We start from the raw sequence: 23,971 nt of genomic DNA, 5'->3' as shown, positions 1-23,971 counted from the left end.
AGAGAGATGCGCGTCGCGAAAAAAAATGCGCAACCGTGATTTCCATTTGACGTTGAAGCCGCTAGCCTGCGCACCTCGCAAGGCCGGCAGGTTTCATGAACATTTCATCCGAGTTTCCCGACACGTCCCTCTCATCCCTCATGTCAGATATCGACCGGCTTGCCGCTGAAGCGATGGCGGTCTGGAAGGTGCCGGGCGCAGCGCTTGCCGTCGTGCAGGACGGCAAGGTGGCGCTCACCCGCACCTACGGTCAGCGCGATGTCGAGGCCGATCTGCCGGTCACCCCGCGCACCCAGTTCGTGATCTGCTCGATCACGAAGTCCTTCACCGCGACCGCGGTCGCACTGCTGCATAACGAAGGACTGCTCGACTGGACCAAACCGGTCCGCGACTATCTGCCGGAGTTTCGTCTTTCGGATGCGGTTGCGACCGAGCGCGTCACCATTCGCGACCTGCTCAGCCATCAATCGGGGCTGCCGCGGCACGATTGGGTTCATCTTCCGGGAGACCTCTCGCCGGCCGAGATGCTGCCGCTGATGCGGTACCTCGAGCTGAGCCGCGACATCCGCACCACCTGGCAATACAGCAATCTTTGCTACAACGCCGCCGGTCTCCTGATCGAGCGGCTGAGCGGAAAGAGCTTTGAAGCCTTCGTGCGCGAGCGCCTGACTGACCGGCTCGGCATGACCGTCAGTTTCTCGCTCGATGAGCTCGAAGCTGGATCGGAGCCGGCGCGGCCCTACAAGATTGACGTCGACACGCGCTCGCCGGCGCTGCGGCTGCCGATCCGCACCACGGCCTCCGGCGCCATCAACACGTCGGTCGCCGATCTCGCCAACTGGATGCGCCTGCATCTCGGCAAGGGCGAATTCGAGGGGGAGCGCCTGCTGCCGGCGACGATGGTAGAGCAACTGCACGCGCCGCTCGCGTTCGTCGCCAAGTCGGAATATTCCGAGTTCGGCCACACTCATTATGGATTGGGGCTTCAATCCAGCACCTATCGGGGCGACCGCCACATATCGCATGGCGGCGGCTGGAACGGTTGGGGCTCGTTCATGACCCTGGTCCCGGATTCCGGCATCGGCGTCGCGGTGCTGACCAATCGCAGCTCAAACGAGATACCGCCGATTCTGACGTGGTATATCATCGACCGGCTGCGCGGCCGGGAGCCGGTCGACTGGCTCTCGCGCTTCCGCAAGATGCGCGACGACTTCATCGCCCATATCCCGGCCAACAAGGAGGCGCGCGAGAAGGCGCGTCACAGGGACACCAAGCCGGCGCATGCATTGTCGGCCTATGCGGCCGACTATGCCCATCCCGCCTATGGCGTGATCGAGATCCGCGAGCGGGACGGCGCGCTGCACTGGTCGTGGCGCGGCATGGGCGCGCCGTTGTCGCACTGGCATTTCGAGACGTTCGTCACGCCTGAGATCGTCGACCAGCTCCATCCGGACAATCTCCCCATCACCTTCCAGACCGACCGCGAGGGCAACATCGTGCACCTGTCGGTGCCGCTGGAGCCGACGGTGAAGGACATCGTGTTCGAGCGCCGCGCCGCCGGCGAATGTCTCGATCCCGCGTTCCGCGCGCGCTGCGTCGGGCAGTTCAAGAGCGGCGCCATCACCCATCGCGTGACCCTGGACAGCGAAGGCAGGCTCATTCTGAAGCCGGACTACCAGCCGGCCTATCGCCTCGAGCCGCAGCAGGGTCGCCGGTTTCGCGTCGCCGAGCTGGAGGGCTTTGCCGTCGAATTTCGCGGGGAGGGGGAGAGTATCGGCCAGATCGTCTTCCACCAGCCGAACGGTACCTTCATCGCGGACCGCGTGGCGGAGCAGGAGAGCGCATGACGGCTGTTCCGCCGGATCTCGCCACCTTTCTGTTGGAGGCCAAGCGGCGAACCTATGCCGGCCTCGACGACGATGCGACCATTGCGGCCCCCTTGCTCGCCGGCTCAAAACAGCTCGAGCACCGCGCGCCGCCCTATGCCTACCGCGACATCTATTTTGGCATGGGGTTTTTCGTCGGGCAGGAGACGGTGTCGAGGGACGACACGCCGATCTGGTCGATGTGCTACAGCGGCGGCGCTCGCCCCGAGATCACGGACCGGACCACGCTGCTTGCGCTCTACAAGTTCTTGCGGCGGGCCCTGCTGGCGGCCGGGATCGAAAAACCCTATCGCGGTCCGCCGGTTCTCAGTGCCGACGACATGACCTATCGCAACGACGTCGAGGGTTCGCTCGATCGTTTCCACGGCATCGAGACCATTTCGAAAGCCGGCGTGCAGCTCTATGAGCTCCGTTACAGCGGCGGCCTGCTGCGATAGATATGATATCGCTGCGAAGTTTTCTGGAGTGAACGACATGATGATGGACCAGCAGACAAGCGAACCGAGCCGGCGCAGCCGCTCGCCCTTCGATGCCATCCGTGCAATTGACTATACCGTGATTTTCGTTCGCGACATGGCGGCGATGCGCCGCTTCTACGAGGACCTCCTCGGTTTCGCGTTGCTACGCGAGCTTTCGCCGAACTGGATCGAGTATAGTGTGGGGGCCAACACGCTGGCCCTGGCAAGGCCGAGCCGAACCGCGACAGATGCGCCCACGCCCACGGGCAGCGCGTCGCTTCAACTGGCCTTCAAGGTATCCGTAACTGAAGTCGATCAGTGCGCGGCCGAACTCATGCGACAAGGCGTCTCGTTGCTATCCCCGCCAACGGACCAGCCCTTCGGACATCGCACGCTGTTCTTTCGCGATCCCGATGGGAACCTGCTCGAAGTGTTCGCGGACATCTAGCGAAATTGTCGTCAGGCCCAGGCATAACCGCCGCCGACGACGGGCTCATCGTCCTTTCGTGTCTGACCGGCCGACCGCGTCCGATTTTTCGCGCCGCCTTCACGTCGATGCCTGAAATCCAACCGCTGAAACGCCGCTACCAGGCTCAGGGCGAGTTGTGCAGCCCGTCCCGTCGCCTGTTTGACGACGAACAGAATCGTCGTTGCGCGACTGAAAACGCCGAGCAGGAACGCGACCGCGAAGACGTCGATATAGGCAAGGAAATCCCCGACCAGCATCAACTCCGGCGGAATTGGAATGCGGTGGTAGTAGGCTAGGATCAGAATGACGACGGGGATGAAGGCGATGATCTTGCGCAGCGTCAGCCGGTCGAGGAGAGCGGCCAGTTGCACGACGAGGACCTCCCAAAGCCAATTACCGAGCGCAGCCGGCTTGTCGATAGTCCAAGTCTTCCAAAGTGCTTTCCACATTCGCTCGGCCTGCATCTGCTTTGCACGCAACCCAATCATATCATGCGGAAGTGCATCGCAAAGTCACAGGCGGGCGAGGCGGGTAAGCTGTCAGCTTGCCCGCCCCGAAACGTTTTTCCAGTGTCAGTGTGGCTTAGCGACCGCCGCCGCCACCGCCACCACCGCCTCCGCCACCACCGCCGGCAACGGTCATCGCGGAATTGTAGCGGGGATCGCTCTGTCTCATGTAGGTCGGCGAGATGTCGTGCGTCAGGGGCGGCGTCTCACGAACGATCCGACGAGCCGGCTGCGTGGCAATGAAATAGTCTGCACAGCCTCCCAGCAGGAGCACGTCGCAGGTCGAGACGCGATAGCTGAACGCGTTGGCGCTGGTCGAGATCGTCGCGGTGGCTGCAGCGACCGTGATTAACGCAATCGCTGAAAGTCTGGATTTCATGAACATAACGCTCTCCGTTCATTCGGTTGGGAATGTCGAAACAGTGTGTACGGACCGTTTGACGGAGCCTGATGAAGGCGGGTTCGACGGCGCACGCGCTAACGTGATCTAGCGCACATAAGGGTCGACAGCCGGGCGAGCCCGTGCCCATCAGGGGTCAGGCGGGAAGCGTGCAGACCATGTAGGTTGCGGCCTCGCCGTAGCTTGCGAGCTTGCCGCGCAGCGTGGCGTCAGGCGCGACGGCGCGGAAGCCAAAACGCTCCCACATCGCGCGCGTGCCATAGACCGAGACGAGCGCGAGGGAGCCGATCCTCGCCGATCGCGCGAGCGTCGCGACATCAGCAACATATGCCCCCGCGATCTGCCTGCCGCGAAATTCGGGCAACACCACCACATCATGCACATGGAGACAGTCGGCTTCGTCTGGCAGCCTGTGCAGGAAATCATCGAGCGGGGGAATGAGATGCAGCTTCCAGGGATGCGCGATCCCGTAGCCGACGATCGCGTCACCGGCGATCGGCACCCGACAGCCGTCGGGGTACAATCGCAGCTTCTCCGCAAGCACCTCGGGGCGCTCGGGAAGCTCGGGGTGAATTCGCGCGGCGATGACGGCGATCGCCGGAAGGTCGGACGGCAGAGCCTGGCGCCAATGCGAATTCACCATCGTTTCTCTGCGTGGAGTCTGCGTTGTTCACTAGGCCGTGTGCTCATGAACCCGGCAACGTCATTTGACCGGTGACACGTCCGCTTTGCTCCTATAGCGCCCAAGTACGTGCGGCACAAAATGTCACGATGGGCCTGCTGCACACGAATTATTGCGCTCCGGCGCAGAGACGGGTTGGCCAACCGACACGGACCAACGTTTCATCTGGGTCAGAGATCGCAAATTCGTACATCCCCCACGGCTTGTCTTCGGGTGATTGCTGAAATTCGCGCGCCGCAGCATCAACACTCTCGAGATAGAGATAAAGCCCAAAAGGGTTTCTGCCCGGCGTTAGCCATCCCTCGACCGCGTCCGTCAGATGTAGATATCCGCCTTTCCCGTTCGACAGCATGCGATAGGTGTCGGGCTCTCCCGGAGCAGGCTTTTCGCTGTGCGGGCGCGCAAAGCCCAGCCGATTGTAGAACCGCTCCGACGCATCAAGGTCGTTACACGGCAGGATCGCGATCAAAGCTCCGGAAGGGCTCATTCGTACACTCCGACGTCATGCAACAATTCTCGTCCGCTCTTCTCAAGGTCTGAAAATTTGTCACCTTTAAGGTGGGAGTAGGGACGGCCAGATGACCGCTTCGGGTCGTGTTCGACGGAGATCGTCGGCTGGCTGATGTCCGCTTCTACCCCGTAAGCGTTCAACCGGGACCTGCCAGGCAGCGTTGCGTCTGGCGAAACCGCTGTGAAGCAGGCTTCCAAACGGAGGCTCGAATCATGCTGACGAGTTCGCCGATTATGGCAGCGGGCAGGTGTCTGGGGCCGCGCCGCTCGACTCTGTGGCGAGCGCGCGACCAAGCGGTCCCACAAAACTTGCCAATTGTCGTCATCCTGGAGGCGCCGCCAATCACGTCGTCGCGAGAGGAATCCGCGCAGGCGTTGCCGCCTGAACCGCCCAGTCGCGAAAGGCCGAGATCATCCGGCTGTTCCTTGGTCGTCGGCAATGCACCAGGTAGTAACCGACCTCAAGGGAGATCGATGATCCGAGCAGCAGCAGCCTCCGATCTTCGACATGCCCCCTGACATAGGCCAGATCCATCATGGCAATGCCTGCTCCGGCCAGCGCCGCCTCCAGGGCCTGGGCGCGTGAATCGACGATCAAACCTGACTCGCTCGGTTTTCCCGGCAGGCCTTCGGCCTTCCACCACAGCGACCAGTCTCGGAAGCGCGAACGCGCGCGAATGATCGAAGAGCCTCGCAGGTCGTGGTCGGCGCCAGGCGCAGCAACCGGCGCCAGCGTCTCGCCGAACAGTAGCGTGGCGGCAAGCCCCGGCCAGTCACCGCGGCCGTGGCGGATCGCGCAGTCAAAGTCTTCCGCGCCCAGATTGACAACACGGCGTGTCGTCGTCAGCGCCACCTCGATGTCGGGATGGTGTTTGCGAAACTGCGGCAGCCGCGGCAGCAGCCAGTGCGAGGCGAAGGTCGCAACGGTGCTGACGCGCAGTTGAAGGCGCCGCCTGCGGATCGGTTCAATGGCCGCCTCGATGCGGTCGAGCGCATCTCCCATCACCGTCAGCAGCGCATCTGCATCGTCAGTCGGAACGATTCCGCGGCCGGCCTTCTGCACCAGCGCGACACCGAGCTGCTGCTCGAGATCGGCAATGCGATGCGACAGCGCCGATCGGGTGACGCCGACCGCTTTCGCCGCGGCATTGAGGCTGCCGGCGCGGGAGAGCGCCGATAGCGCCTGCAATCCCTTCAGCGATGGAATCAAACCGGCGTCTCCTGGCGATTGGACCCGATAGGTGAGGTTATCTCACTGATGATCTCTGACCAAGCTGATAAGATCAAACATGGGAGATCACAGATGAAAAATCAGTTCCGAGAGCTTGCCGCCTATAATGCCTGGGCCAACCTCCGCCTCTATGAGGCCGCGCTCGCATTGCCGGAGGAGCTCTATCGCGCGGACGTGGGGGTGTTCTTTCGAAGCCTCCATGGCACGCTCAATCACCTGCTTCTGACCGACCGGCTGTGGCTCACCCGACTGACCGGCGCGGGCGAGCAGCCAAGGCGGCTCGACGCGATCCTCTGTGAGGATCGACTGGCGCTGGCCCGCGCCCGCATCATGGAAGACGCGCGCCTCAAAGAGGTTGTTGAGGGCTGTGACGACACGAGCCTATTGCGTCCGCACGCCTACCGGACGACATCGGGCCAGCCCCAGGAGCAGGTCCTGGCGGACATCCTGCTGCATCTCTTCAACCACCAGACCCACCATCGCGGCCAGGCTCACGCTTGCATCTCGATCGTCACAAAGCACGAGCCTCCGCCGCTCGATCTTTTGCTGTTCCAGCGGGGGTTGCCGCCGCCAGACCTGACCGCCCGCCTGCAAGCCTGACAGTTCGTGGCCACATGGAAGATCACGACCGATAGCTTCGTTTCGATGTCATCGAGGCGAACGGGGGGCGAAGCGGTCCAAGTGAGTCCGGTACGTGGAGCGACCGGCTCGGCCTTCGGTCCTGCCGCTCCAAGCACAGGTAGCGCAATTATTCCCGGGGGAACGGTGAAGCGCAAAAAATATCGTCGCGGCATGTTTCGGAATACGACGCATCCTGCGGCGTCTCATTCGTGCAAGCCAATTGCATGACATGGAGACAACATGAAGAGACTTTCGATCGCACTCGTCGCCGCAGCTTCCTTCGCGGTGGCCTCCGCGGCGTTCGCCGCTCCCCCGGCCAAGTCCGGCACGACCTCCAAGGGCGCGGTGCTCACCGATGCCAAGGGCATGACGCTCTATACGTTCGACAAAGACGCCGACGGCAAGTCCGCCTGCAATGGACCGTGTGCGACGAACTGGCCAGTGCTGAAGGCCGAAGCCGGCGACAAGGAGGGCGACGGCTACACCATCATCACGCGCGACGACGGCTCGAAGCAATGGGCCTACAAGGGCAAGCCGCTCTACACCTTTGCCAAAGACCAGAAGCCCGGCGACATCACCGGCGACGGTTTTCTGAACGGCGCCTGGCATCTCGCGCAGCCGTGATCGTTCGCTGAGAAAGAACCGGGGCGGGTTGCGCCAAGCCGACCCGTCCTGGCAACGCTCGCTCACGCCGCCGGTGCAGGCACCAGTCCATAGCGCAGCATCGTTTCTTTCATCTTGGCCGGGTCCGGCGTACCGGCGGACAACAGCGCAGCCATCTGTTTGAAGTACTGCGGCCCCAGCACGCCAGGGCTCAGGATGCACAGGCATTTCGCCGGTCCGGTTGAGCGGTTGGCAAAGCCGTGCACGACGCCGCGCTTGATGAAGACGGTTTCGCCGGGGCTGATGTCGATCACCTCGCCGTCGACGGTCCAGGTCGAGACGCCGCTCAATCCGTAGATCGTTTCATCCCAGCGGTCGTGATAGTGCGGGATAGGCATGCGCGCGTCCGGCTGCAGTGTCATTTCGAACACATCGACGCTGCCGCCGGTGTCGTCCTTGCTGTGCAGGAAGTTGAGCTCGAGCGCGCCGATATTGATGATGTCCGACATGATGTCTCGCCGTTTGGGAGAAATGTACGCTGAGTGCGCGGGACATGACAGCGCTAATCGGCCCACCTGAACCCCTCATACACGATCAGCCGTCTTTCCAGATCGTTGCCTCCGTCCAACCCAGTTCCGCAAACTCCGATGCGCGCAGCGGCGCCTCCTCGGCGGCAAAGAATTCATCGAGTTGTGGCGGCGCGACCGTCGTTCCCGACAACATGGCGTGGGCCTGGCCGCGGTGGTGGATCTGATGTTGGAAGAGATGCATCAACAGGCGGTCGCGGCGTTCGTTTTGCACGCGCGTGTCGCGATTGACGCGGACGATGCCGTCCAGGTCCTCGGGAGTGAGCGCATTGCATATGGAGATCAGGCGCTGGTCCATCGCGGCCTGGGCCGGCTTTAGTTCGGCCACAGTCGGATAGGGAATCTGGTTTGCCCAGGCTCTCGGGCCCAGCCAGCCTCCCTCCAGTGCATCAACATAAAAGAGGTCGACGTAGTAGACGTGGTTCAACGTCTGCTGAAGGCTTGGAAAGAAACTCTTCCGCTCCGCCTCAAATTCCTCCTGGCTGAGGCTTGCGCAGGCCGCCAGCAGGCGATGATTGGCCCAGGCGTTGTTGTGGGCGAAGGCGCGGAAGGTCTGAATGAGACTTGACGGCATGTCTGAGATCCACGGTTCCTAAGCCAGCCTGCGCGGCGCGGCGGTCGCCTCATTGCAAGTGTTTGGCGTGCCCGTCGGCTCGATCAGCAGGAGATGCACTTCCTCGCGCGCCACGGGCCGGTGCTCGACACCTCTGGGAACCACGAACAGTTCGCCGGGGCCGAGCGTCACGGTGCGATCGCGCAGCTCGATATCGAGCGTGCCTTTCAGGACGAGGAAGAAGTCGTCGGTCTCGTCGTGCTTGTGCCAGGTGAATTCACCCTTCACCTTGACGACCATCACATCGTTGTCGTTGAAAGTTGCAACCGTGCGCGGCGACCAATGGTCCTGGAAGGTCGAGAGCTTTTCCGCGAGCGAGATCCTGTCTGCCATGTGTCGTCCTTGCCGCCTGTGTTGGAACGGAATCGATGTGGGTTCGCGCGGGTCGCTCGACAAGCCAAGGGTGCGGGGATACGGCGCCGCGCATCGGTCCGATTAACCATGATCGCAGGTTGGCGCGATCGATTCGCTGCAACTTTAGAGGCGCCAGATCCGGGCGCGCGCCATCTCATCGCTTCCTTCAAATTAGTTCGATGTGAGAGTCCGAAAGCGAACGGAAGTCGCGACTTTAGTCGGTCATGATTGGCTTCGGCGGGGCGAGAGCGGTTTATCCGCAACAGCCGACATGTCGTGAAGGAACACTGGTTGCCCGGTGCGGCGCCGTACCGGGAAGCTTCGGGGAGTGTTGGTTCCGGCACCTGGTTTCGCTTGAAAGGATCAAAGCCCGTGAATGATGCGAATGTGAAAGTCGAAACGAATGCCGATCCGCTGAACGAGACGGCAAAGGGTAGTGAAAAAATCAGGCTCGAAGTGCCGCTGTTCGTTGCACAGGGACTCTTCCGCGGCTTCGCCGAGCAAGGCGCTACGAGGGCCAAAGAAAATCTCGAGAAGATGAAGGCGGCTTCCGAGGAGATCGGCGAGGCCTTGCGCGAAGCCTATTCGACCAACGCCACCGGTGCTGCGGACTACGGCGCCAAGATCATGCAGATCTCCAGCGTCAACGCCAACTCCGCCTGGGAATTCCTTGTCCAGCTGGCTGGAGCCAAGTCGCTGGCGGATGTCGTAAACCTGTCCACCGTGCAGAGCCGCAAGACCTTCGAAGCGGCGTCTGATCAGAACCGGGAGCTTTGGGAACTCGCGCGCAAAGTCGCGACCGAGACGGCCGAGCCGATCAAGAAGAGCTTCAACCGGGTATTGCACAAGGCGTCTTGAGTCGGGTGACCGCCACGCGGATCGGCTGGACCAGCGTCTCCGCAAGAAGAGACGGATCCAGCCGACGGCGGCCGACCTTGCCGCGAGACGAGACCAAGCTGGAGGGAAGAATTATGGGTATGGTCATGATCCGCTGCCCGGAAACGGGGGACTCCATTCCGACCGGAATAACGACGGATCGCGAGAAATTTCAGTGTAGTGCAGTGTTCTTTGCGCGCACTTATTGCCGGATCTGCTCGGTCACGCACGAATGGTTTGCCAGGGACGCCTGGGTCTACGATGCCGCCCTGGCCAAGGGGGACGCCGGGCGCTGGCGGTCGTCTCCCGCCAGCGCGGCGTAATCCCTCTCGGCTCCTCCCGACACGATCCGATCGATCCTGCGGCTCATGACCTTGTAGCACTCGCATGCGGCGGCTTCGAGCCTTGGCCTGTCGATCTCGAGTTGGCCGCGTCGATTGGACCGCAGGGCTCGCGAGGCCCGAAGCGCGCTCACGACGTGTGTGACCGTCGTGCGCCGGACGCCGAGCAGCTCCGATAGCGTCTCTTGCGTCAATGGCAGGACGTCACCGCCATCCGACAGATCGTGGATATGAAGCAGCCAGCGGGACAAGCGAGCCTCGACGGAGTGCAGTGCGTTACAAGCCGCGACGTGCTGGAATTGTGCCAACAACGACCTCGTGAGGATCTGCACGGCGTCCGCGATGGCTGGGCTGCGACCGAGCGCGGCATGAAATCGCGCTGGAGGGATCTGTAATGCGGTTCCAGCCACGCGGACGACCGCAGTCATGGGCGAGCGGGAGGGACTGATCGCCGACAAGAGGCCGACGGCGCTCTCATTGCCGATCACCGCGGTGGCCACCGTCTGCCCGTTGGGCAAGCCCATGACGAAGGCGATTGCGCCGCTACAGGGAAAGTAGAGCTGATCGATCCAATCGCCCGATCGGACCAGCACAACATCGCGTTCGAGAGGGACCTTCCGCAGATGGGGTGCAAGCAAAGCGAAATCGGCCGGCGGCAACGCAGCTAACAGTCGATTACCAACTCTACTCGTACGCTCCATCACGGGAATCTCCTTCCCGGACGTCTAAAGGCTTGGAGAACTTATCGTCGCCACGCAACCAACCAAACTCGCCGCAGCGGATAAGGTTCCGGCAATCGATCGCGAACCCTGTGACGGATTTTCCAGCCGCCATTGGCCGTGTGGCGTTTCGGAGCGGCGGTCCCGCTACCTGAATCCCTCATACACCATGAGGCCGCGTGCGATCTGCAGCTTGCGGATGGCGCGGGGAAGGAGCTTCTCGGGCTGATGCAAATAGCGCCAGGAGGTGAGGGTGAAGGCGCCGAGTGTTGCGCATTCATCGTCGAACGGCGCGAGCACGCCGGTGACGCTGACGGGTGTATGCGGCCGGGCGTTGAAGGGGAGGAGCAAAAGCTCGAGATGCGCCTTGCTGCCGTCCTCGCGCGCGGCCGTGACGCCGGCGATCGCTCCGATGGTCTCGTCGGCGACGATGGTCGCGATCTCCTCGATCTCGCTGCGGCTGGCCGGTGCAAACAGCGCGGCAAAGCTCTGGTCCTTGAGGTCGCGCCCAGTGAGCGCGCAGACGCGGGTGCCGGCGACGCGGAAGGGGAAGCCGAGCTTCGGTTCGCAGGACAGGACGAAGATGTCGCCGAGCAGCCCCCGGACGGCGGCCGGGTCGATGTCGGCGCGATCGGGCGCCCGGGCCGTGCCGCGCTTGTCGTCCCAATAAGCGAAGAATTCGCGGCTTGACGGATGTTTCATGTTTGACGCTCACCCCTCGGCGCAATTCGTGGGACAGAGCTGTCCCGCTTCAGTGCACCTGAGATCCCTGTATTGTTGTGCAGGACGGGTATTGCAGCGTCCATGCCGTAGAGGTGTTTTTGGCCTCGGGGCGGGCGCCTTTGCGTCGTTAACGTTAAATTAACTACGCGCTTTGCGTCGCTGAGACGGCTGTTATGGTGGCCGCGGTCGCAAGCTTCGCTGCTTTCATCCAGGTTCTCAGCGGAGCCTGTACACAGGCGTCAAACAGTTTGGTCACTGCGCGGGGAGGGGTGGGGATACTCCTTACTTCCCGATTTTCGCGGGCAAGGCCGACACGGACAGGGAGGGCTTTCCCAGAGCCCTCCCTTTTCCATTTTGGGCACGCATTTGTGCCCTTGCACGGGGTGGCCAAAGGCGCCTATCTGCAGGGGATAGCGACGACCGCGCCCGAAAACCGAGCTTCCCTTGGATTCCCCGCAAAATTCTCCGCCGGACGTGCCGGCCGAACTCGATAGCGGCCCGCGCGAGCCGATCCTGACGCTGCCGTCGGCGCTGACCGCCTATATCCTGCTGCTGGCATTGATCCATCTGCGGGTGCTGCTGCCGCCGGAGCTGGAGAACTGGACCATCGACGTCTTCGGCTTCATCCCGAAGCGCTACGATTCCTCGCTGCTCAACCTGCAAATTCCCGGCGGCAGCGGAGCGAAGGTGTGGACCTTCTTCACCTATTCGCTGCTGCACGCCAATCTCACCCATCTCGGCTTCAACGTGCTGTGGCTGCTGCCGTTCGGGAGCGCGCTGGCGCGGCGGTTCGGCGCGCTGCGCTTCTACCTGTTTCTGGCGGTGACGGCGGCGGCCGGAGCGCTTGCCCATCTCGTCACCCATGAACACGCGATCGCGCCGATGATCGGCGCCTCGGCGTCGGTATCCGGTGCCATGGCGGCCGCGATCCGCTTCGCGTTCGTGCGCGGCAGCTTCCTGTCGTTTAGCCGCACCGATGCCGAGACCGCGGCAAAAGTTCCCGCGCTGCCGCTGTCGCGTGCCTTGCGCGACGGACGCGTGCTCGGCTTCCTCAGCGTCTGGTTTGGCGTCAACATCATCTTTGGCATCGGCGCGATCGGGGTGGGCAGCGAAGGCGCGACCGTCGCCTGGCAGGCCCACATCGGCGGTTTCTTCGCCGGCCTGTTACTGTTCTCGCTGTTCGATCCCGTGCCACGCGCGCGGGGCGATGCTGCAGATGCGTCATCACGGGACATTTCAACCCGTATTTGAAGCGGCGCTTGCGGCTCACGGCGATTTCATCCATCATCTTGCGCAAAGAATGTCGTGAAACGACAAGCCGGTAGCGGTCCTGCTTCGTGCAGCGCCTGAAAAATGAACCGGCTTTGAGACTGTTAGTTGAAGACTCGCGAACAAGTCCGGCCCGACCAAGGGCTGGGTCGGATTCAGGGAGACGACAATGACGGTACGTTCTATTCTCAACACCAAGGGCCACCAGATCATGAGCGTCGAGCCCGACACCAAGATGTCGGCCGCGATCAAGCTGCTCGGCGAGAAGAAGATCGGCGCCGTGCTGGTGATGAGTCAGAGCCGGATCGAGGGCATTTTGTCGGAGCGCGACATCGTGCGCGTGCTCGGCGAACGGGGCGCGGGCGTCCTGGAGGAGCCGGTCTCGAGCGTCATGACCCGAAAGGTCGTGAGCTGCAAGGAGACCGACACGGTCGCCGAGATCATGGATACGATGACCAACGGCAAGTTCCGGCATTTGCCCGTGATCGACAACGGCATGGTGGTCGGCCTGATCTCGATCGGCGACATCGTCAAATGGCGCGTGCGCGAATATGAGACCGAGCAGGAAGCCCTGCGCGACTACATCAAGACGGCTTGAAGCGCGATCAGATCAGGTTGAAGTCGCGTCGCATCGGGAATTCATCTCTCCCCGCTGGGGAGAGGTGAGAACCGCGCCCGCGGATAAACTGTGCGCCTATTCGCCGGCCTTGGGCGCGGTGCCTTGCGGCGCCGGGGCCAGCACGTGGATCGCCTCCTGGATCGAATCGATCGCGCGCTCGGCGGCGCGGGTGCCGAACGCGATCAGGTCGTCGGCGCGGTGGAAGTCAAACCAGCCGATCTGGCCGACCCGCGGCGTGATCAGCATGTCGGGCGGATCACCGGCAAGCCGCGCGCGGGTAATGCGGTCCTGCATGATGTTGAAGGCGTCGACCATCACCGAAGAGATGCCGGGCCGTCCGCCGCCGCCGAAGAACTCGCGCTTCACCGTCCGCTCGGGCGAGAAGAATTTTGGAAAGCGCCGTTTGGTGGACGCGTCCTCGGCCACCGGTTCGGCCGCACCCGGCATCGTGCCGTGCGAATAGATCGTGGTGGAATGGGTGAAGATGTCGCTGGAAAGATTTGCGGCGATGACGATTTCCGCACCCAGCGCCCGCGCCGCCGAGACCGGCACCGGATTGACCAGCGCGCCATCGACCAACCAGCGATCGCCGATCAGCACAGGTGAGAAGATGCCGGGCAGGGCATAGGAGGCGCGCATCGCGTCGACCAGGCGGCCACGGGTCAGCCAGATCTCATGGCCGGTGCGGACCTCGGTCGCGACACCAGCATATTTGACCGGCAGATCCTCGATCAGGGTCGGGCCTATCGCTTGCTCCAGCCGCGAGGCGAGCTTTTCGCCGCCGATCAAGCCGGAGCCGTTGAGCCGGATGTCGAGGTAGCCGAGGATGTTGCGCACCCCCCGCAGGCTGTGGGCCCATTCCTCCAGGGCGTCGAGATGCCCGGCCGCATAGGCGCCGCCGACCACGGCGCCGATCGAGGTGCCGACCACGACGTTGGGAACGATGCCATTGGCAAGCAGGGTTCTCAGGATTCCGATGTGGGCAAAACCGCGCGCTGCACCCCCGCCGAGTGCCAGCCCGATGACCGGGCGGCGGACGCTGCCGAGACCGACCTTTTCGCCGTTGGACCCGTTCGCGCCCCGGCCCTTCAACATATCAAGCACCGAACAACTCCCACGACACAGACCGTTCCGCGCATGGCACAGACTAGGCACCGCGTTGCCGCCCCGCCAGATAGACAGCGAAGCATGGTTTATGCCGCTTTGGACAGGGCCCGCGGCGTCAGTATGGCGAAGGTAAATTGCACAAGGACTAACCGGCGGGGTTCCCGACGGTTCCAAAGTCGGTATTCCCTCGGCTTCTCAGGCTTGAATTTGCCGCGTTTTCGGTGAAAAGCAGGAACATGACACTCGGGGGTGACGGCATCGACGGATGGCGGCGCAGCGGACGGCTGCTGCCGACGCTCATGCTTGTCGTTTCCGTGCTGGTTTTGGGCCCAACCGGGGCCCAGGCGCAGTTCTTCTCCGATCGGCCGCCGCCGGTGCCGCCGGCCTCCGTGCCCGATCCCGGCAATGCTGTCAGCCTGGCGCCGCCTTCGGGTCCTGTGGGTGTGCCGAGCCTGCCGCCGACGCTGACGCAGCCAGCGTCTCCGACCATTCCCCCGACGGTCTCGACCGTTCCCCCGGCGGCCCCGCTTGGCGCGGCGACGCCCGGTCAGGCCGTGTTGTCGCTGACCGCGAAATACGGCAAGGACCTGCCGGCGATCACCAGCGGCCTGGTGTGGCGGGTGTTCTCCGACCGTCCCGACGAGACCGGCACGTTCAAGCTGATCCGCGAGGATCGCAATCCCACGCCGAACATCGTGCTGCCGCCGGGCAACTACGTCGTCCACGTCGCCTTCGGCCTCGTCAGCGCGGTGCGCACGGTCAGCCTCAAGGCCGAGACCGACCGCGAATCCTTCGTGCTGCCGGCTGGCGGCCTGCGCATCGAGGGCCGCGTCGGCACCAGCCGCATTCCGCAGAACCAGATCTCGTTTGCGATCTACAAGGGCAGCCAGTTCGAGGGCGGCGAGCGCTCCTCGCTGGTGCCGAACGTCGCCGCCGGCGACGTCGTGCTGCTGCCGGAGGGCACCTACTACATCATCTCCAACTATGGCGACGCCAATTCGGTGGTGCGCTCCGACATCCGCGTGCAGGCGAGCAAGCTCACCGACGTTACCATCACCCATCGCGCCGCTGTCATCACCCTCAAGCTCGTCAGCGACAAGGGCGGCGAGGCGCTCGCCAACACGGCATGGTCGGTGCTCACCCCCGGCGGCGACATCATCAAGGAATCGATCGGCGCCTTCCCGCGCGTCGTGCTCTCCGAGGGCGAGTACCGCGCCATCGCCAAGAACGAGGGCAAGGTCTATGAGCGCGGTTTCAACGTCGTCAACGGCGTCGACGGCGAAGTCGAAGTCGTCGCGCGCTAAACCCTTGATCATGGAATCCGGGCGAGAGGACTCTTCGCGAGCTCTTGCCGTTCCCCGCTGAGATTTCCGTATCGTCATGGCCGGGCTTGTCCCGGCCATCCACGACCTTTCCCGCGGCACAAAGAACGTGGATGCCCGGGACAAGCCCGGGCATGACGAGCTCGGGAGGCCGCTGTGCTGTACGCCGCGCCATTCACCTCCGATACCGCAACACGTCCACCAGCACGGCAAAGGCCGGCGTCGGCTGCCGCCGGCTCGGATAGTAGAGATGATAGCCTGAGAAGGGCGCGCACCAGTCGGCGAGCACGCGGATCAGCCGCCCATCTGCAAGCTCCCGCTTCACGATGTTCTCTGGGACATAGGCGAGGCCGAGGCCGGCCAGCACCGCATTCATCCGCAGCGCGCTGGTGTTGAGCACCAATTGGCCGTCGACGCGCACCTTCATGGCGCGGCCGCGCTTCTCGGATTCCCAGGCATAGATCCCGCCATAGGTCGGCAGGCGAATGTTGATGCAATTATGCTCGGTGAGATCCTGCGGCTGTTTGGGCTTGCTCCGTGCCGCGAAGTAGGCGGGCGCGCCGACCACGGCCATGCGCATGTCGGGCCCGATGCGCACGGCGATCATGTCCTTGGCGACCTGCTCGCCGAGACGCACGCCGGCATCGTAGCGCTCGGCAACGATGTCGGTCAGGCCGTAATCGACGATGAGCTCGACCTTGATATCGGGATAGCGCGGCAGGAGCCGTGCCAGTGCCGGCCACAGGATCGTTTGCGCTGCGTGCTCGCCGGCGGTGATGCGGATCGTGCCCGCAGGCTTTTCGCGCAGCTCCGTGAGCGCCGACAATTCGGCGTCGATCTCGTCGAAGCGCGGCCCGACATTGCGCAGCAGGCGCTCGCCGGCCTGCGTCGGCGCGACGCTGCGGGTGGTACGGGTCAGCAGCCGCAGGCCGAGCCGCTCCTCCAGGCCGCGAACGGTATGGCTGAGCGCCGATTGCGAGACGCCGAGCTGCGCGGGCGCGCGCGTGAAGCTGCGCTCTCTGGCGACCGCGAGGAAGGCGAGCAGGTCGTTGACGTTGGGGCGGGGCATTCATGAATCCGGATAATAAGTCCATGCCGGTTTTATCATCTAATCGCGGGCGCCCTAAACTCGCAGGCAATCGAGCCAAGGAGAGCAGCGATGCAGACGCGCAAATTGGGACAAGGCGGTTTGGAGGTGTCGGCGATCGGCCTTGGCTGCATGGGGCTGAGTTATGGCTATGGTCCGGCGACCGACAAGACGCAGGCGATTGCGTTGATCCGGACCGCCTTCGAGCGCGGCGTGACGCTGTTCGACACCGCCGAAGCCTACGGCCCCTTCGTCAACGAGGAGCTCCTGGGCGAAGCGCTCGCGCCGTTCCGCGACGGGGTGGTGATCGCCACGAAATTCGGCTTTGCGGGCGGCAAGGTCGAGTCCGGCCTCGACAGCAGGCCGGAGAACATCAGGCAGGTCGCCGACGCCGCGTTGATGCGGCTGAAGACCGATCGCATCGATCTGTTCTACCAGCACCGTGTCGATCCCGACGTGCCGATCGAGGAGGCGGCCGGGACCGTGAAAGACCTGATCGGTGAGGGCAAGGTCGGGCATTTCGGCCTGTCGGAGGCCGGCGCCCAGACCATCCGCCGCGCCCATGCCGTACAGCCGGTTGCCGCACTGCAAAGCGAATATTCGCTCTGGTGGCGCGAGACGGAGGCGGAGATTTTGCCGACGCTGGAGGAGCTTGGCATCGGCTTCGTCCCCTTCAGTCCGCTCGGCAAGGGCTTCCTGACCGGTGCGATCAACGCCGATACGAGGTTCGATCAGAGCGACTTCCGCAATATCGTACCACGCTTCTCATCCAGCGCACGAAAGGCCAATCAGACCCTCGTCGACTTGCTCGGTGAGATCGCCGCGGCGAAGGCGGTGACGCCGGCGCAAATCGCGCTCGCCTGGCTGCTCGCGCAAAAGCCGTGGATCGTGCCGATCCCGGGTACCACGAGGTTACCGCGTCTTGCGGAGAATATCGGCGCCGCCGACGTGACGCTGACGCCGGGTGATCTGGCTGCCATCGCCGACGTCCTGGCCAGGGTCGCGGTGCAGGGCGACCGCTATCCGGCTCATCTCCAGGCCAGGGTCGGCCGTTGAGCATTATCTTGCAAACGTCGCGGGCGGGACGGCGCTGTTAGCACCTTCCGCCTGTGTGCAAATGTGAACACTGGGCGAGACGCGCCGTCGATCGTCCCCACCCGCTGCGAAAATTCGACAATCAATTTTATTCTCTTTCCATCCTGCTGCGTTATATGTCGGCTGTCCGTCCATGGAGGCCGGATCGCCGGGGCCGGTCGGCGCCAGTGACGAGCAGGGGGTTTCAGCCTTTCGACATGTTCGAAGTGGTCCTCACCAGACGCAAGCGAGTGGGCTGGCGGTGGCAGGTTTGCGATCAGGCCGGCAAGGTCTTTGCCGACGGTTTTGAGCGCACGCGGCCGGCTGCGAAATATCATGCCGAGCGCGCACTGTTCTTCCTGCTCTCCCAGGCCTATCTCACCAAGCGCTCGGCAGCTCCGAGCGAAGACTAGCGCACGATCCCGAAAAGTGTGCAGCGGTTTTCCCTCGCGACAAGCGCGGAACGCGTTTGCGCGGAGATCGTGCTCAAGCTAAATCGATGTCTATCCGCTCGCAGATATCTGATCGTCATTTGTCTGGCAGTCAGCGCGCGTCACGGGCGGCGTAGCTCTGCCGGGAAAGTATCGTAGACCAGGGCCTTGAAGGCGGGCGTGATGCGGCCGCGCTCGCTCTGCGTCTGCTCCAGCATGATGTAGACCATGTCGAGCTTGCGATCGACGCCGAACAGGGTGCCGCTGCCGGAGTCCCATTTCAGTTCGCCGAGCGAGCCGGGCGGCGGCGGCTTTGCGTTGCCGGGATCGGTGCGCACGGCAAGGCCGTAGCCGTAGCCAAAACCGTCGCCGGGAAAATAGAAGTAGTCGCGGTCGACGCCCGAACCCGGTCCGATCTGGTCCGTCGTCATGTCCTTGAATGCGGCGGGGCTCAGATAGCGCTTGCCGTCGAACTCGGCGCCACTAAGCAGCATCTGCGCGAACCGCGCATAGTCGTTCAAGGTGGAGAGCAGGCCGCCGCCGCCGGATTCCCATTCGGGGTGGGCGAGCCGATCCTGCTCGGCGTCGAGCAGGATCATGTCGCTGGGCAGCGGTCGCGCCATCCGCGCCAGCTCCTCTGGAGTCTTCAGCAGGAATTTGGTGCTGGTCATGCCGAGCGGATCGAAGATGCGCTGCTTCATGAAGGAATAGAGCGTCTGCCCGGAAATCACCTCGATGACGCGGCCGAGCACGTCGGTGGAATGACCATAGCGCCAGAGCGTGCCCGGCTGCCGCGCCAGCGGCAGTCGCGCGATGCGCTCGGCAAATTCCTTGTTGTCGAACCGGCCCTCAAAGATGTTGGCGTCCTTGTAGGCCTGCTCGACCCATTTGCCGCCGATATAGTCGTAGCTGATGCCGGAGGTGTGTCGCATCAGGTCGCGGATGGTCACGGGATGCACCGGCGCCACCATATCGAGCGCAAGCCCGCCGTCCGGTCTCGTCCTCTCCAATCCCACCTTCGTGAAAGCGAAGGAGGGGATGTATTTGGAGACGGGATCGCTCAGCGCGAGCCTGCCCTCGTCGATCAGCATCATCGCGGCGACGCTGGTGATGGGCTTGGTCATGGAATGGAGGGCGAAGATCGTCTCCGGGCTCATGGGTGTGCCCGTCCTGACGTCCTGCACGCCAAAGCTCTTGAGATAGACCGGACGGCCGTGTTGCTGGATCAGGATCACGGCCCCGGGCAGCTTGCCGGTCTTCACCTCATTGTCGAAGAAGGCCGTGATGCGCGCGAGCCCGTCCGACGACGGTGCGGGAATGTCGGCCGCGCGGCTTGGTCCGACGTTGCAGATGCAGAGCAGGGCCCACAATGAAGCGGCGAACAGCGGTCGTGATCGCGCGCGATACATCCCGGCATCCTCCCAGTCCCGATCGTCTCAGGCGATCGATCAAAACCGGAAGATGTCTTGCCCGTCAACAGAGACAGCTCGATTAAAACCGCGTCACAATCTCCGAGAGCGCCGGGCGCGGACGGTCTTCGCTGGGCTTGGTGGGCGTGCCGATATGGACGAAGCCGGCAAGTTTCTCGTCCGCCTTCAGGCCGAGGCCGTCGAGCACGTCGCGATCGAAGGCGAACCAGCCGGTCAACCAGCAGGCGCCGTAACCGAGCGCGGAGGCCGCCGTGACGATGTTCATGGCGCTGGCGCCCGCCGACAATTCCTGCTCGAAGGCCGGCACCTTCGGATGCGGCCTGGTGAAGCTGACGATGCCGATGACGAGCGGGGCGTCGGTCAGTCGCCGCTTTTCGACCTCGATGTTGGCCGCCGCCGCGCCCGGGTTCTTGCGCGAAAACACCCGGGCGATCACTTCGCCGGCACGCATGCGAGCGTCGCCCTCGAACACGATGAAGCGCCAGGGCGCAAGCTTGCCGTGGTCGGGCACCCGCGCGCCGATGGTGAGGATCGTCTCGAGCTCGGCGGGCGAGGGGCCGGGCCCCGTCATCTCGCGCGGCTTGACCGAGCGGCGGGTCTTCAGGAGTTCGATGGCGTCGGGCACGGGCAGCTCTCTCATGGAACCAATTTGAGCATCGCATTAGCACGCGATCCTGCCGGCCACGAGACCGTCGCTCCCCATTTAGACGGATTGTGATCGGTGCCGGTGGTCGTTCACCAAGTGTAGCGCACGGCGCCCTTGCCGGCATAGGAGCGCGTGACGGCGGAGAACTCGCCTTCGAATGTTGCCGCGGCCGACCAGCCGCTGGCCCATTTCATTTCGAGCGACGTTGTGGTGAGCGCGGAGTCGCGCGCCTGTGCGGCTCCGTTGACCGCAAAGCTCGCGCCCGGCAGCACCAGGAAGCTCGCGGCGGCCGAGCGATCGGGATTGAAGTCGTGCGCCCAGGCGAGGCGGCCGCGCAGGGTGAGGATGCCGTCCTGCAGGGCAAAGGATTTGTCGCTGCGCAGGCCGAGCTCGCTACGGCTGTCGGTCACGCGCTTGCCGGCGTAGCTCAGCGCAAAGGTCGAGGCACCGGAGACGACCTGCTCGGCATAGGCCGGTTGATCGAAGATCGTCGCCTGCGCTGCGGCATAAGGCGTGAGGCCGATGCCGCCGTTCACGGGCGCAACAAATCGGTAGCCGCCTTCGACGCGGCCGGCCCACGCATTGGCCTTGAACGCGGCGCGCAGACGATCGACGCCGGAGATGGTGACGGTGCGGTCGGTGGTGATGTCCTGCCAGCCATAGGCGAGCGCGGCGGTAACAAAGGCAGGCCCCTCGACATGACGCAGGGAGATGCCCGCCTGAAACAGATCGGAGCGACCCGACCCGAGACCATTCACGCCAAAACTGGTGCCGCCGCCGGCGAACGCAAAGCCGGCCACCGTGTTTGGTGATATCAGATAGTCGGCGCCGACTGCGGTGGCGTAGGTGCGGCTCGTCGCGTCGTTCGACCCAATGGCCGTGTTGCCAGTGGTGGATTGCGAGCCGCCAACGCCGGCCGCCCACACGCCCCAGCGCTGCTCGAAGCTGCGGGGCGGCGCACCAGCCAGCATTGCGAAGGCGTCGGTTCGTCTGCGTGCGGCACGGGTGCCCGCAACGTCCTCTTCTGCAAAGCCGGTTGTGCCGCCAGCTCCATCCGTGCCCGCAGTCCGCTGGAAGAAGGGATCGGTGAGCAGACCCATGAACCGGCCCATCGCGTCGAACGTGGTCTGCTGCTGGGCGGTGCCGAGCTCGCCGGAGGCCTGGGTCAGGCCAGCCGGCGTCAACGCGCCATAGACCAGCGGAATGCCGCCATTCGCATTGAAGAAATTGGTCAGCGCTTTACCGACGGCCTGCTGGTTGCCGTTCAGTCCGCCCGGAATGGCGAAGTCCAGGATGAGATTGAGATAGGCGTCGTTGGCATCGTAGCTGAGAGTGGTGTGAAAGTTGGCCGGCAGATTGGTGTTCACCAGCGAACTGAAGGTGCCGGAGATACCCGCATCCGCGGTCAGGATCGTATAGGTCTTGCTGACATAGCTGCCGTTGGCGAAGACCGCATTCACCGTCGCACCGCCGAGTGTCGCAGCATTGGTTACGCTTGCATATGATGCCGCCACAGGATCGAGTTGCACCAGATAGGTCGCGCCGGATTGCAAAGCGAGGTTGCCGACGATCGTCAACGACGAGCCGGGCGTGCCGTTGCCCGGCGCGAGCGTGCCGCCGGCAGTGACGGTTAGCGTCTGCGGAGCGACGGTGCCCGTGCCGGTCAAGGTGCCGCCCGCGTTGACCGTCATCGCCGAAGTGGTGATCGTCCCCTCGATGTCGAGTACGCCGCCATTGACGATGGTCGCGCCGGAATAGAGGCCGATGCCGTTCAGCACCAGCGTTCCGCTGCCGATCTTGGTGAGCCCTCCGGCACCGTCGATGGCGCCCGCAAGCGTCGCTGTGTAGCCGTTGGTGTCGAAGGTGCCGCCGCCCGCATTGAGCGTTATGGTTCGGCTGGTGGTGAAATCCGCCAGGACCTGCAGCGTGCCGCCGCCGAAGCTGAGCCCGCCGGACGCATCGCCAAGGCTGGCGTCAGAGCTGACGGCGAGGGTGCCCTGGTTGATCGTCCACGGCGTCGTCGCCGTCGTCGTGCCGGTCAGTGTCCAGGTGCCGGTGCCGGTCTTCACGAAGCTCGAAAAGCCCTGATACTGTGCCGCCGCGCCGATGCTGGAGACGTCGAACGTGCTGTCGGTGGAGCCGCCGAGCCGGAATGTATCGGTGCCGGTGCCGACGACGTTACCGTTGATAACCGAGCCGGCCCACAGCTCCAGCACGTTGCTGCCGCCGATGAAGGTGATGGCATTGGCGCGGGTCGAACCGTCGTTCCATCCCCCAGAAATCGAGCCGCTGTTGATGATGGTGAGGTCGGCGCCCACCACGCCGGCGCCGCCCAAGCCGTCGCTTCCGTGCGTCGCCGAAGACGAGGCCGTGCCGGCGCTGCCTGCATCGCCGCCGGCGATGCTCCCCGAATTGATGAGCGTACCCCCGCCAGCGAAGTAGACGGCCGCACCGCCATTGCCGCCATCGCCCGCCGCAGACGTTTGGTTACTGATGGGCGCGTTGCCGCCATTGCCGCCATTGCCGCCGGCAATGGTGCCGGCATTGGTGAGGACGCCGCTGCCGGTCAGGAAGACGCCATAGCCTCCGTCGCCGCCGTCGCCGGCAAAGCCGTTCCCCGTAGTCGCCGCGCCGCCGTTGCCGCCGGTGCCGCCGCTGATGGTGCCGGTGTTGGTATAGGCAAGACCGCTGTCGTCGACGACGACGCCATAGCCACCGGCGCCGCCGCCGCCGGCGGCAAAGTTGCCGGTCGTCGAGCCGCCACGCCCGCCGGTCCCGCCGGTGATCGTCGCGGCATTGGTGGTATCCGTGGTCACGACGGCGCCGTGTGCGCCGCCGCCGCCGCCACCGCCGCCGTGGCTCGAGTCGCCATTGTTGCCGTTTCGGCCGTTGTCTCCTGGACCAGCGCCACCGGCGCCACCGCCGATAGTGCCTGTGGAATCCGTCCCACCGGCACCGCCGGTGACCCCGGCGCCGCCGCCGCCGGCGCCACGGGTCCCCAGGGGCGCATCGCCCCCGTCGCCCCCGACGCCTGTCGCGGAGCTGGTTCCGCCATTTGCGAAGCTGGTGCTATTGCTGCCGCCGTCGCCGCCACGCGTCGCCTGTGCGAAGGCCGGGCTCGCAGCAGCAAGCGATAACGCCGCCGCAAGGCAGAACGGACGGGCGCGCATCTGCGGCTGTATCAAAAATCCGCGGCGGTCGGACCTACCTTCGAACAGCACCTCGTCCCCTTTGCACGACATCGTGTGCGCCGTGGCACAGACGACGCGATTTGCGCAGACGTACCGACGTGGCGCTGCGCCGAGAACTGCGACTTTTTGGGTGGATTGCGCGAACGATGGCCGCTTGAGGCTTGTGTGCAACACAAGGGCCGTGCCAACGGAGAGGCACACCTCTCCGGCTCGTCC

General features: G+C 64.1%; 26 protein-coding genes. 11 read left to right on the top strand and 15 right to left on the bottom strand.

What is annotated here, in order from left to right; translation table 11 throughout:
* Nucleotides 1-95: 95 nt before the first annotated feature.
* From JQ632_RS14185 to JQ632_RS14175, 3 genes are read left to right on the top strand one after another with little or no spacing between them, the layout of a single operon-like run.
* The gene (locus tag JQ632_RS14185; RefSeq protein ID WP_212402953.1) at nucleotides 96-1,847 is read left to right on the top strand and encodes a serine hydrolase; all 1,752 of its coding nucleotides are present in this window, start codon (nucleotides 96-98) and stop codon (nucleotides 1,845-1,847) included.
* A complete protein-coding gene (locus JQ632_RS14180) occupies nucleotides 1,844-2,323 on the top strand; it encodes a DUF5680 domain-containing protein (RefSeq protein ID WP_212402952.1) in 480 nt (159 codons plus the stop codon). The genes JQ632_RS14185 and JQ632_RS14180 overlap by 4 nt, the downstream gene beginning before the upstream one ends.
* A gap of 40 nt (nucleotides 2,324-2,363) precedes the next feature.
* Nucleotides 2,364-2,792 (top strand): VOC family protein, encoded by a 429-nt coding sequence (locus JQ632_RS14175; RefSeq protein ID WP_212403174.1) that lies wholly within the window; start codon nucleotides 2,364-2,366, stop codon nucleotides 2,790-2,792.
* Between the two features lie 11 nt (nucleotides 2,793-2,803).
* On the opposite strand, the gene JQ632_RS14170 is transcribed toward JQ632_RS14175, so the two are convergent.
* From JQ632_RS14170 to JQ632_RS14150, 5 genes are all read right to left on the bottom strand, one after another.
* Nucleotides 2,804-3,277, bottom strand: a complete 474-nt coding sequence (locus JQ632_RS14170) for a hypothetical protein (protein WP_249151950.1) — start codon at nucleotides 3,275-3,277, stop codon at nucleotides 2,804-2,806.
* A gap of 118 nt (nucleotides 3,278-3,395) precedes the next feature.
* A complete protein-coding gene (locus tag JQ632_RS14165) occupies nucleotides 3,396-3,698 on the bottom strand; it encodes a hypothetical protein (protein ID WP_212402951.1) in 303 nt (100 codons plus the stop codon).
* Between the two features lie 157 nt (nucleotides 3,699-3,855).
* Nucleotides 3,856-4,362 carry a GNAT family N-acetyltransferase gene (locus tag JQ632_RS14160; RefSeq protein ID WP_212402950.1) on the bottom strand — a complete coding sequence of 169 codons (507 nt, stop codon included), beginning with the start codon at nucleotides 4,360-4,362 and terminating at the stop codon, nucleotides 3,856-3,858.
* 148 nt (nucleotides 4,363-4,510) lie between these two features.
* Nucleotides 4,511-4,888 carry a VOC family protein gene (locus tag JQ632_RS14155; protein ID WP_212402949.1) on the bottom strand — a complete coding sequence of 126 codons (378 nt, stop codon included), beginning with the start codon at nucleotides 4,886-4,888 and terminating at the stop codon, nucleotides 4,511-4,513.
* Between the two features lie 366 nt (nucleotides 4,889-5,254).
* The gene (locus tag JQ632_RS14150) at nucleotides 5,255-6,121 is read right to left on the bottom strand and encodes a LysR substrate-binding domain-containing protein (protein ID WP_212402948.1); all 867 of its coding nucleotides are present in this window, start codon (nucleotides 6,119-6,121) and stop codon (nucleotides 5,255-5,257) included.
* A gap of 93 nt (nucleotides 6,122-6,214) precedes the next feature.
* On the opposite strand from JQ632_RS14150, the gene JQ632_RS14145 reads away from it, so the two are divergent.
* Together JQ632_RS14145 and JQ632_RS14140 are read left to right on the top strand one after the other, a co-directional pair.
* Entirely contained in the window at nucleotides 6,215-6,742 is a 528-nt protein-coding gene (locus JQ632_RS14145; protein WP_212402947.1) for a DinB family protein, read from the top strand.
* 261 nt (nucleotides 6,743-7,003) lie between these two features.
* Nucleotides 7,004-7,387 (top strand): hypothetical protein, encoded by a 384-nt coding sequence (locus JQ632_RS14140; RefSeq protein ID WP_212402946.1) that lies wholly within the window; start codon nucleotides 7,004-7,006, stop codon nucleotides 7,385-7,387.
* Between the two features lie 62 nt (nucleotides 7,388-7,449).
* On the opposite strand, the gene JQ632_RS14135 is transcribed toward JQ632_RS14140, so the two are convergent.
* The 3 genes from JQ632_RS14135 to JQ632_RS14125 form a co-directional block, all read right to left on the bottom strand.
* A complete protein-coding gene (locus JQ632_RS14135; protein ID WP_212402945.1) occupies nucleotides 7,450-7,875 on the bottom strand; it encodes a cupin domain-containing protein in 426 nt (141 codons plus the stop codon).
* A gap of 85 nt (nucleotides 7,876-7,960) precedes the next feature.
* Nucleotides 7,961-8,527, bottom strand: a complete 567-nt coding sequence (locus tag JQ632_RS14130) for a DinB family protein (RefSeq protein ID WP_212402944.1) — start codon at nucleotides 8,525-8,527, stop codon at nucleotides 7,961-7,963.
* Nucleotides 8,528-8,545: 18 nt separating this feature from the next.
* On the bottom strand, nucleotides 8,546-8,899 hold the full coding sequence (locus JQ632_RS14125; protein WP_212402943.1) for a cupin domain-containing protein: 354 nt from the start codon (nucleotides 8,897-8,899) through the stop codon (nucleotides 8,546-8,548).
* A gap of 297 nt (nucleotides 8,900-9,196) precedes the next feature.
* Between JQ632_RS14125 and JQ632_RS14120 the strand changes: the two genes are divergently transcribed.
* Nucleotides 9,197-9,778, top strand: coding sequence for a phasin (locus JQ632_RS14120; RefSeq protein WP_312015609.1), 582 nt, complete (start codon nucleotides 9,197-9,199; stop codon nucleotides 9,776-9,778).
* A gap of 274 nt (nucleotides 9,779-10,052) precedes the next feature.
* Here the strand turns inward: JQ632_RS14120 and JQ632_RS14115 are convergent, their stop codons facing one another.
* Nucleotides 10,053-10,838 carry a Crp/Fnr family transcriptional regulator gene (locus tag JQ632_RS14115; RefSeq protein WP_212403168.1) on the bottom strand — a complete coding sequence of 262 codons (786 nt, stop codon included), beginning with the start codon at nucleotides 10,836-10,838 and terminating at the stop codon, nucleotides 10,053-10,055.
* Between the two features lie 165 nt (nucleotides 10,839-11,003).
* Nucleotides 11,004-11,558: a PAS domain-containing protein gene (locus JQ632_RS14110; RefSeq protein WP_212402942.1), complete on the bottom strand. Its 555-nt coding sequence runs from the start codon at nucleotides 11,556-11,558 to the stop codon at nucleotides 11,004-11,006.
* Between the two features lie 465 nt (nucleotides 11,559-12,023).
* Here JQ632_RS14110 and JQ632_RS14105 point away from each other — a divergent pair, with 465 nt between their 5' ends.
* The gene (locus tag JQ632_RS14105; RefSeq protein ID WP_212402941.1) at nucleotides 12,024-12,830 is read left to right on the top strand and encodes a rhomboid family intramembrane serine protease; all 807 of its coding nucleotides are present in this window, start codon (nucleotides 12,024-12,026) and stop codon (nucleotides 12,828-12,830) included.
* A gap of 187 nt (nucleotides 12,831-13,017) precedes the next feature.
* On the top strand, nucleotides 13,018-13,446 hold the full coding sequence (locus JQ632_RS14100; protein WP_212402940.1) for a CBS domain-containing protein: 429 nt from the start codon (nucleotides 13,018-13,020) through the stop codon (nucleotides 13,444-13,446).
* Nucleotides 13,447-13,542: 96 nt separating this feature from the next.
* On the opposite strand, the gene JQ632_RS14095 is transcribed toward JQ632_RS14100, so the two are convergent.
* Nucleotides 13,543-14,571, bottom strand: a complete 1,029-nt coding sequence (locus JQ632_RS14095) for a patatin-like phospholipase family protein (protein WP_212402939.1) — start codon at nucleotides 14,569-14,571, stop codon at nucleotides 13,543-13,545.
* A 239-nt stretch (nucleotides 14,572-14,810) separates the two neighbouring features.
* Between JQ632_RS14095 and JQ632_RS14090 the strand changes: the two genes are divergently transcribed.
* Entirely contained in the window at nucleotides 14,811-15,878 is a 1,068-nt protein-coding gene (locus JQ632_RS14090) for a hypothetical protein (RefSeq protein WP_212402938.1), read from the top strand.
* A 193-nt stretch (nucleotides 15,879-16,071) separates the two neighbouring features.
* On the opposite strand, the gene JQ632_RS14085 is transcribed toward JQ632_RS14090, so the two are convergent.
* Complete coding sequence (locus JQ632_RS14085; RefSeq protein ID WP_212402937.1) at nucleotides 16,072-16,965, bottom strand: LysR family transcriptional regulator; 894 nt, start codon at nucleotides 16,963-16,965, stop codon at nucleotides 16,072-16,074.
* A 90-nt stretch (nucleotides 16,966-17,055) separates the two neighbouring features.
* Here JQ632_RS14085 and JQ632_RS14080 point away from each other — a divergent pair, with 90 nt between their 5' ends.
* Nucleotides 17,056-18,039: an aldo/keto reductase gene (locus JQ632_RS14080; protein WP_212402936.1), complete on the top strand. Its 984-nt coding sequence runs from the start codon at nucleotides 17,056-17,058 to the stop codon at nucleotides 18,037-18,039.
* Between the two features lie 236 nt (nucleotides 18,040-18,275).
* Nucleotides 18,276-18,470 carry a hypothetical protein gene (locus JQ632_RS14075; RefSeq protein ID WP_212402935.1) on the top strand — a complete coding sequence of 65 codons (195 nt, stop codon included), beginning with the start codon at nucleotides 18,276-18,278 and terminating at the stop codon, nucleotides 18,468-18,470.
* A 140-nt stretch (nucleotides 18,471-18,610) separates the two neighbouring features.
* Here the strand turns inward: JQ632_RS14075 and JQ632_RS14070 are convergent, their stop codons facing one another.
* The 3 genes from JQ632_RS14070 to JQ632_RS14060 form a co-directional block, all read right to left on the bottom strand.
* A complete protein-coding gene (locus JQ632_RS14070; RefSeq protein ID WP_212402934.1) occupies nucleotides 18,611-19,897 on the bottom strand; it encodes a serine hydrolase in 1,287 nt (428 codons plus the stop codon).
* Between the two features lie 82 nt (nucleotides 19,898-19,979).
* Nucleotides 19,980-20,543, bottom strand: coding sequence for a nitroreductase (locus JQ632_RS14065; RefSeq protein ID WP_212402933.1), 564 nt, complete (start codon nucleotides 20,541-20,543; stop codon nucleotides 19,980-19,982).
* A 110-nt stretch (nucleotides 20,544-20,653) separates the two neighbouring features.
* Nucleotides 20,654-23,806, bottom strand: a complete 3,153-nt coding sequence (locus JQ632_RS14060) for an autotransporter domain-containing protein (protein ID WP_249151944.1) — start codon at nucleotides 23,804-23,806, stop codon at nucleotides 20,654-20,656.
* Nucleotides 23,807-23,971: the final 165 nt, after the last annotated feature.

Source organism: Bradyrhizobium liaoningense, from assembly GCF_018130955.1.
Classification (GTDB): Bacteria; Pseudomonadota; Alphaproteobacteria; order Rhizobiales; family Xanthobacteraceae; genus Bradyrhizobium; species Bradyrhizobium liaoningense_C.
The sequence above is the reverse complement of the archived record's forward strand: the minus strand, read 5'-3'. Positions and strand labels throughout refer to the sequence as shown.

Coding starts and splice junctions, on each gene's coding strand:
- JQ632_RS14185 (WP_212402953.1), top strand. CDS start 96: ATGAACATTTCATCCGAGTTTCCCGACACGTCCCTCTCATCCCTCATG.
- JQ632_RS14180 (WP_212402952.1), top strand. CDS start 1,844: ATGACGGCTGTTCCGCCGGATCTCGCCACCTTTCTGTTGGAGGCCAAG.
- JQ632_RS14175 (WP_212403174.1), top strand. CDS start 2,364: ATGATGGACCAGCAGACAAGCGAACCGAGCCGGCGCAGCCGCTCGCCC.
- JQ632_RS14170 (WP_249151950.1), bottom strand. CDS start 3,277: ATGCAGGCCGAGCGAATGTGGAAAGCACTTTGGAAGACTTGGACTATC.
- JQ632_RS14165 (WP_212402951.1), bottom strand. CDS start 3,698: ATGAAATCCAGACTTTCAGCGATTGCGTTAATCACGGTCGCTGCAGCC.
- JQ632_RS14160 (WP_212402950.1), bottom strand. CDS start 4,362: ATGGTGAATTCGCATTGGCGCCAGGCTCTGCCGTCCGACCTTCCGGCG.
- JQ632_RS14155 (WP_212402949.1), bottom strand. CDS start 4,888: ATGAGCCCTTCCGGAGCTTTGATCGCGATCCTGCCGTGTAACGACCTT.
- JQ632_RS14145 (WP_212402947.1), top strand. CDS start 6,215: ATGAAAAATCAGTTCCGAGAGCTTGCCGCCTATAATGCCTGGGCCAAC.
- JQ632_RS14140 (WP_212402946.1), top strand. CDS start 7,004: ATGAAGAGACTTTCGATCGCACTCGTCGCCGCAGCTTCCTTCGCGGTG.
- JQ632_RS14135 (WP_212402945.1), bottom strand. CDS start 7,875: ATGTCGGACATCATCAATATCGGCGCGCTCGAGCTCAACTTCCTGCAC.
- JQ632_RS14130 (WP_212402944.1), bottom strand. CDS start 8,527: ATGCCGTCAAGTCTCATTCAGACCTTCCGCGCCTTCGCCCACAACAAC.
- JQ632_RS14125 (WP_212402943.1), bottom strand. CDS start 8,899: ATGGCAGACAGGATCTCGCTCGCGGAAAAGCTCTCGACCTTCCAGGAC.
- JQ632_RS14115 (WP_212403168.1), bottom strand. CDS start 10,838: ATGGAGCGTACGAGTAGAGTTGGTAATCGACTGTTAGCTGCGTTGCCG.
- JQ632_RS14110 (WP_212402942.1), bottom strand. CDS start 11,558: ATGAAACATCCGTCAAGCCGCGAATTCTTCGCTTATTGGGACGACAAG.
- JQ632_RS14100 (WP_212402940.1), top strand. CDS start 13,018: ATGACGGTACGTTCTATTCTCAACACCAAGGGCCACCAGATCATGAGC.
- JQ632_RS14090 (WP_212402938.1), top strand. CDS start 14,811: ATGACACTCGGGGGTGACGGCATCGACGGATGGCGGCGCAGCGGACGG.
- JQ632_RS14085 (WP_212402937.1), bottom strand. CDS start 16,965: ATGCCCCGCCCCAACGTCAACGACCTGCTCGCCTTCCTCGCGGTCGCC.
- JQ632_RS14080 (WP_212402936.1), top strand. CDS start 17,056: ATGCAGACGCGCAAATTGGGACAAGGCGGTTTGGAGGTGTCGGCGATC.
- JQ632_RS14075 (WP_212402935.1), top strand. CDS start 18,276: ATGTTCGAAGTGGTCCTCACCAGACGCAAGCGAGTGGGCTGGCGGTGG.
- JQ632_RS14070 (WP_212402934.1), bottom strand. CDS start 19,897: ATGTATCGCGCGCGATCACGACCGCTGTTCGCCGCTTCATTGTGGGCC.
- JQ632_RS14060 (WP_249151944.1), bottom strand. CDS start 23,806: ATGTCGTGCAAAGGGGACGAGGTGCTGTTCGAAGGTAGGTCCGACCGC.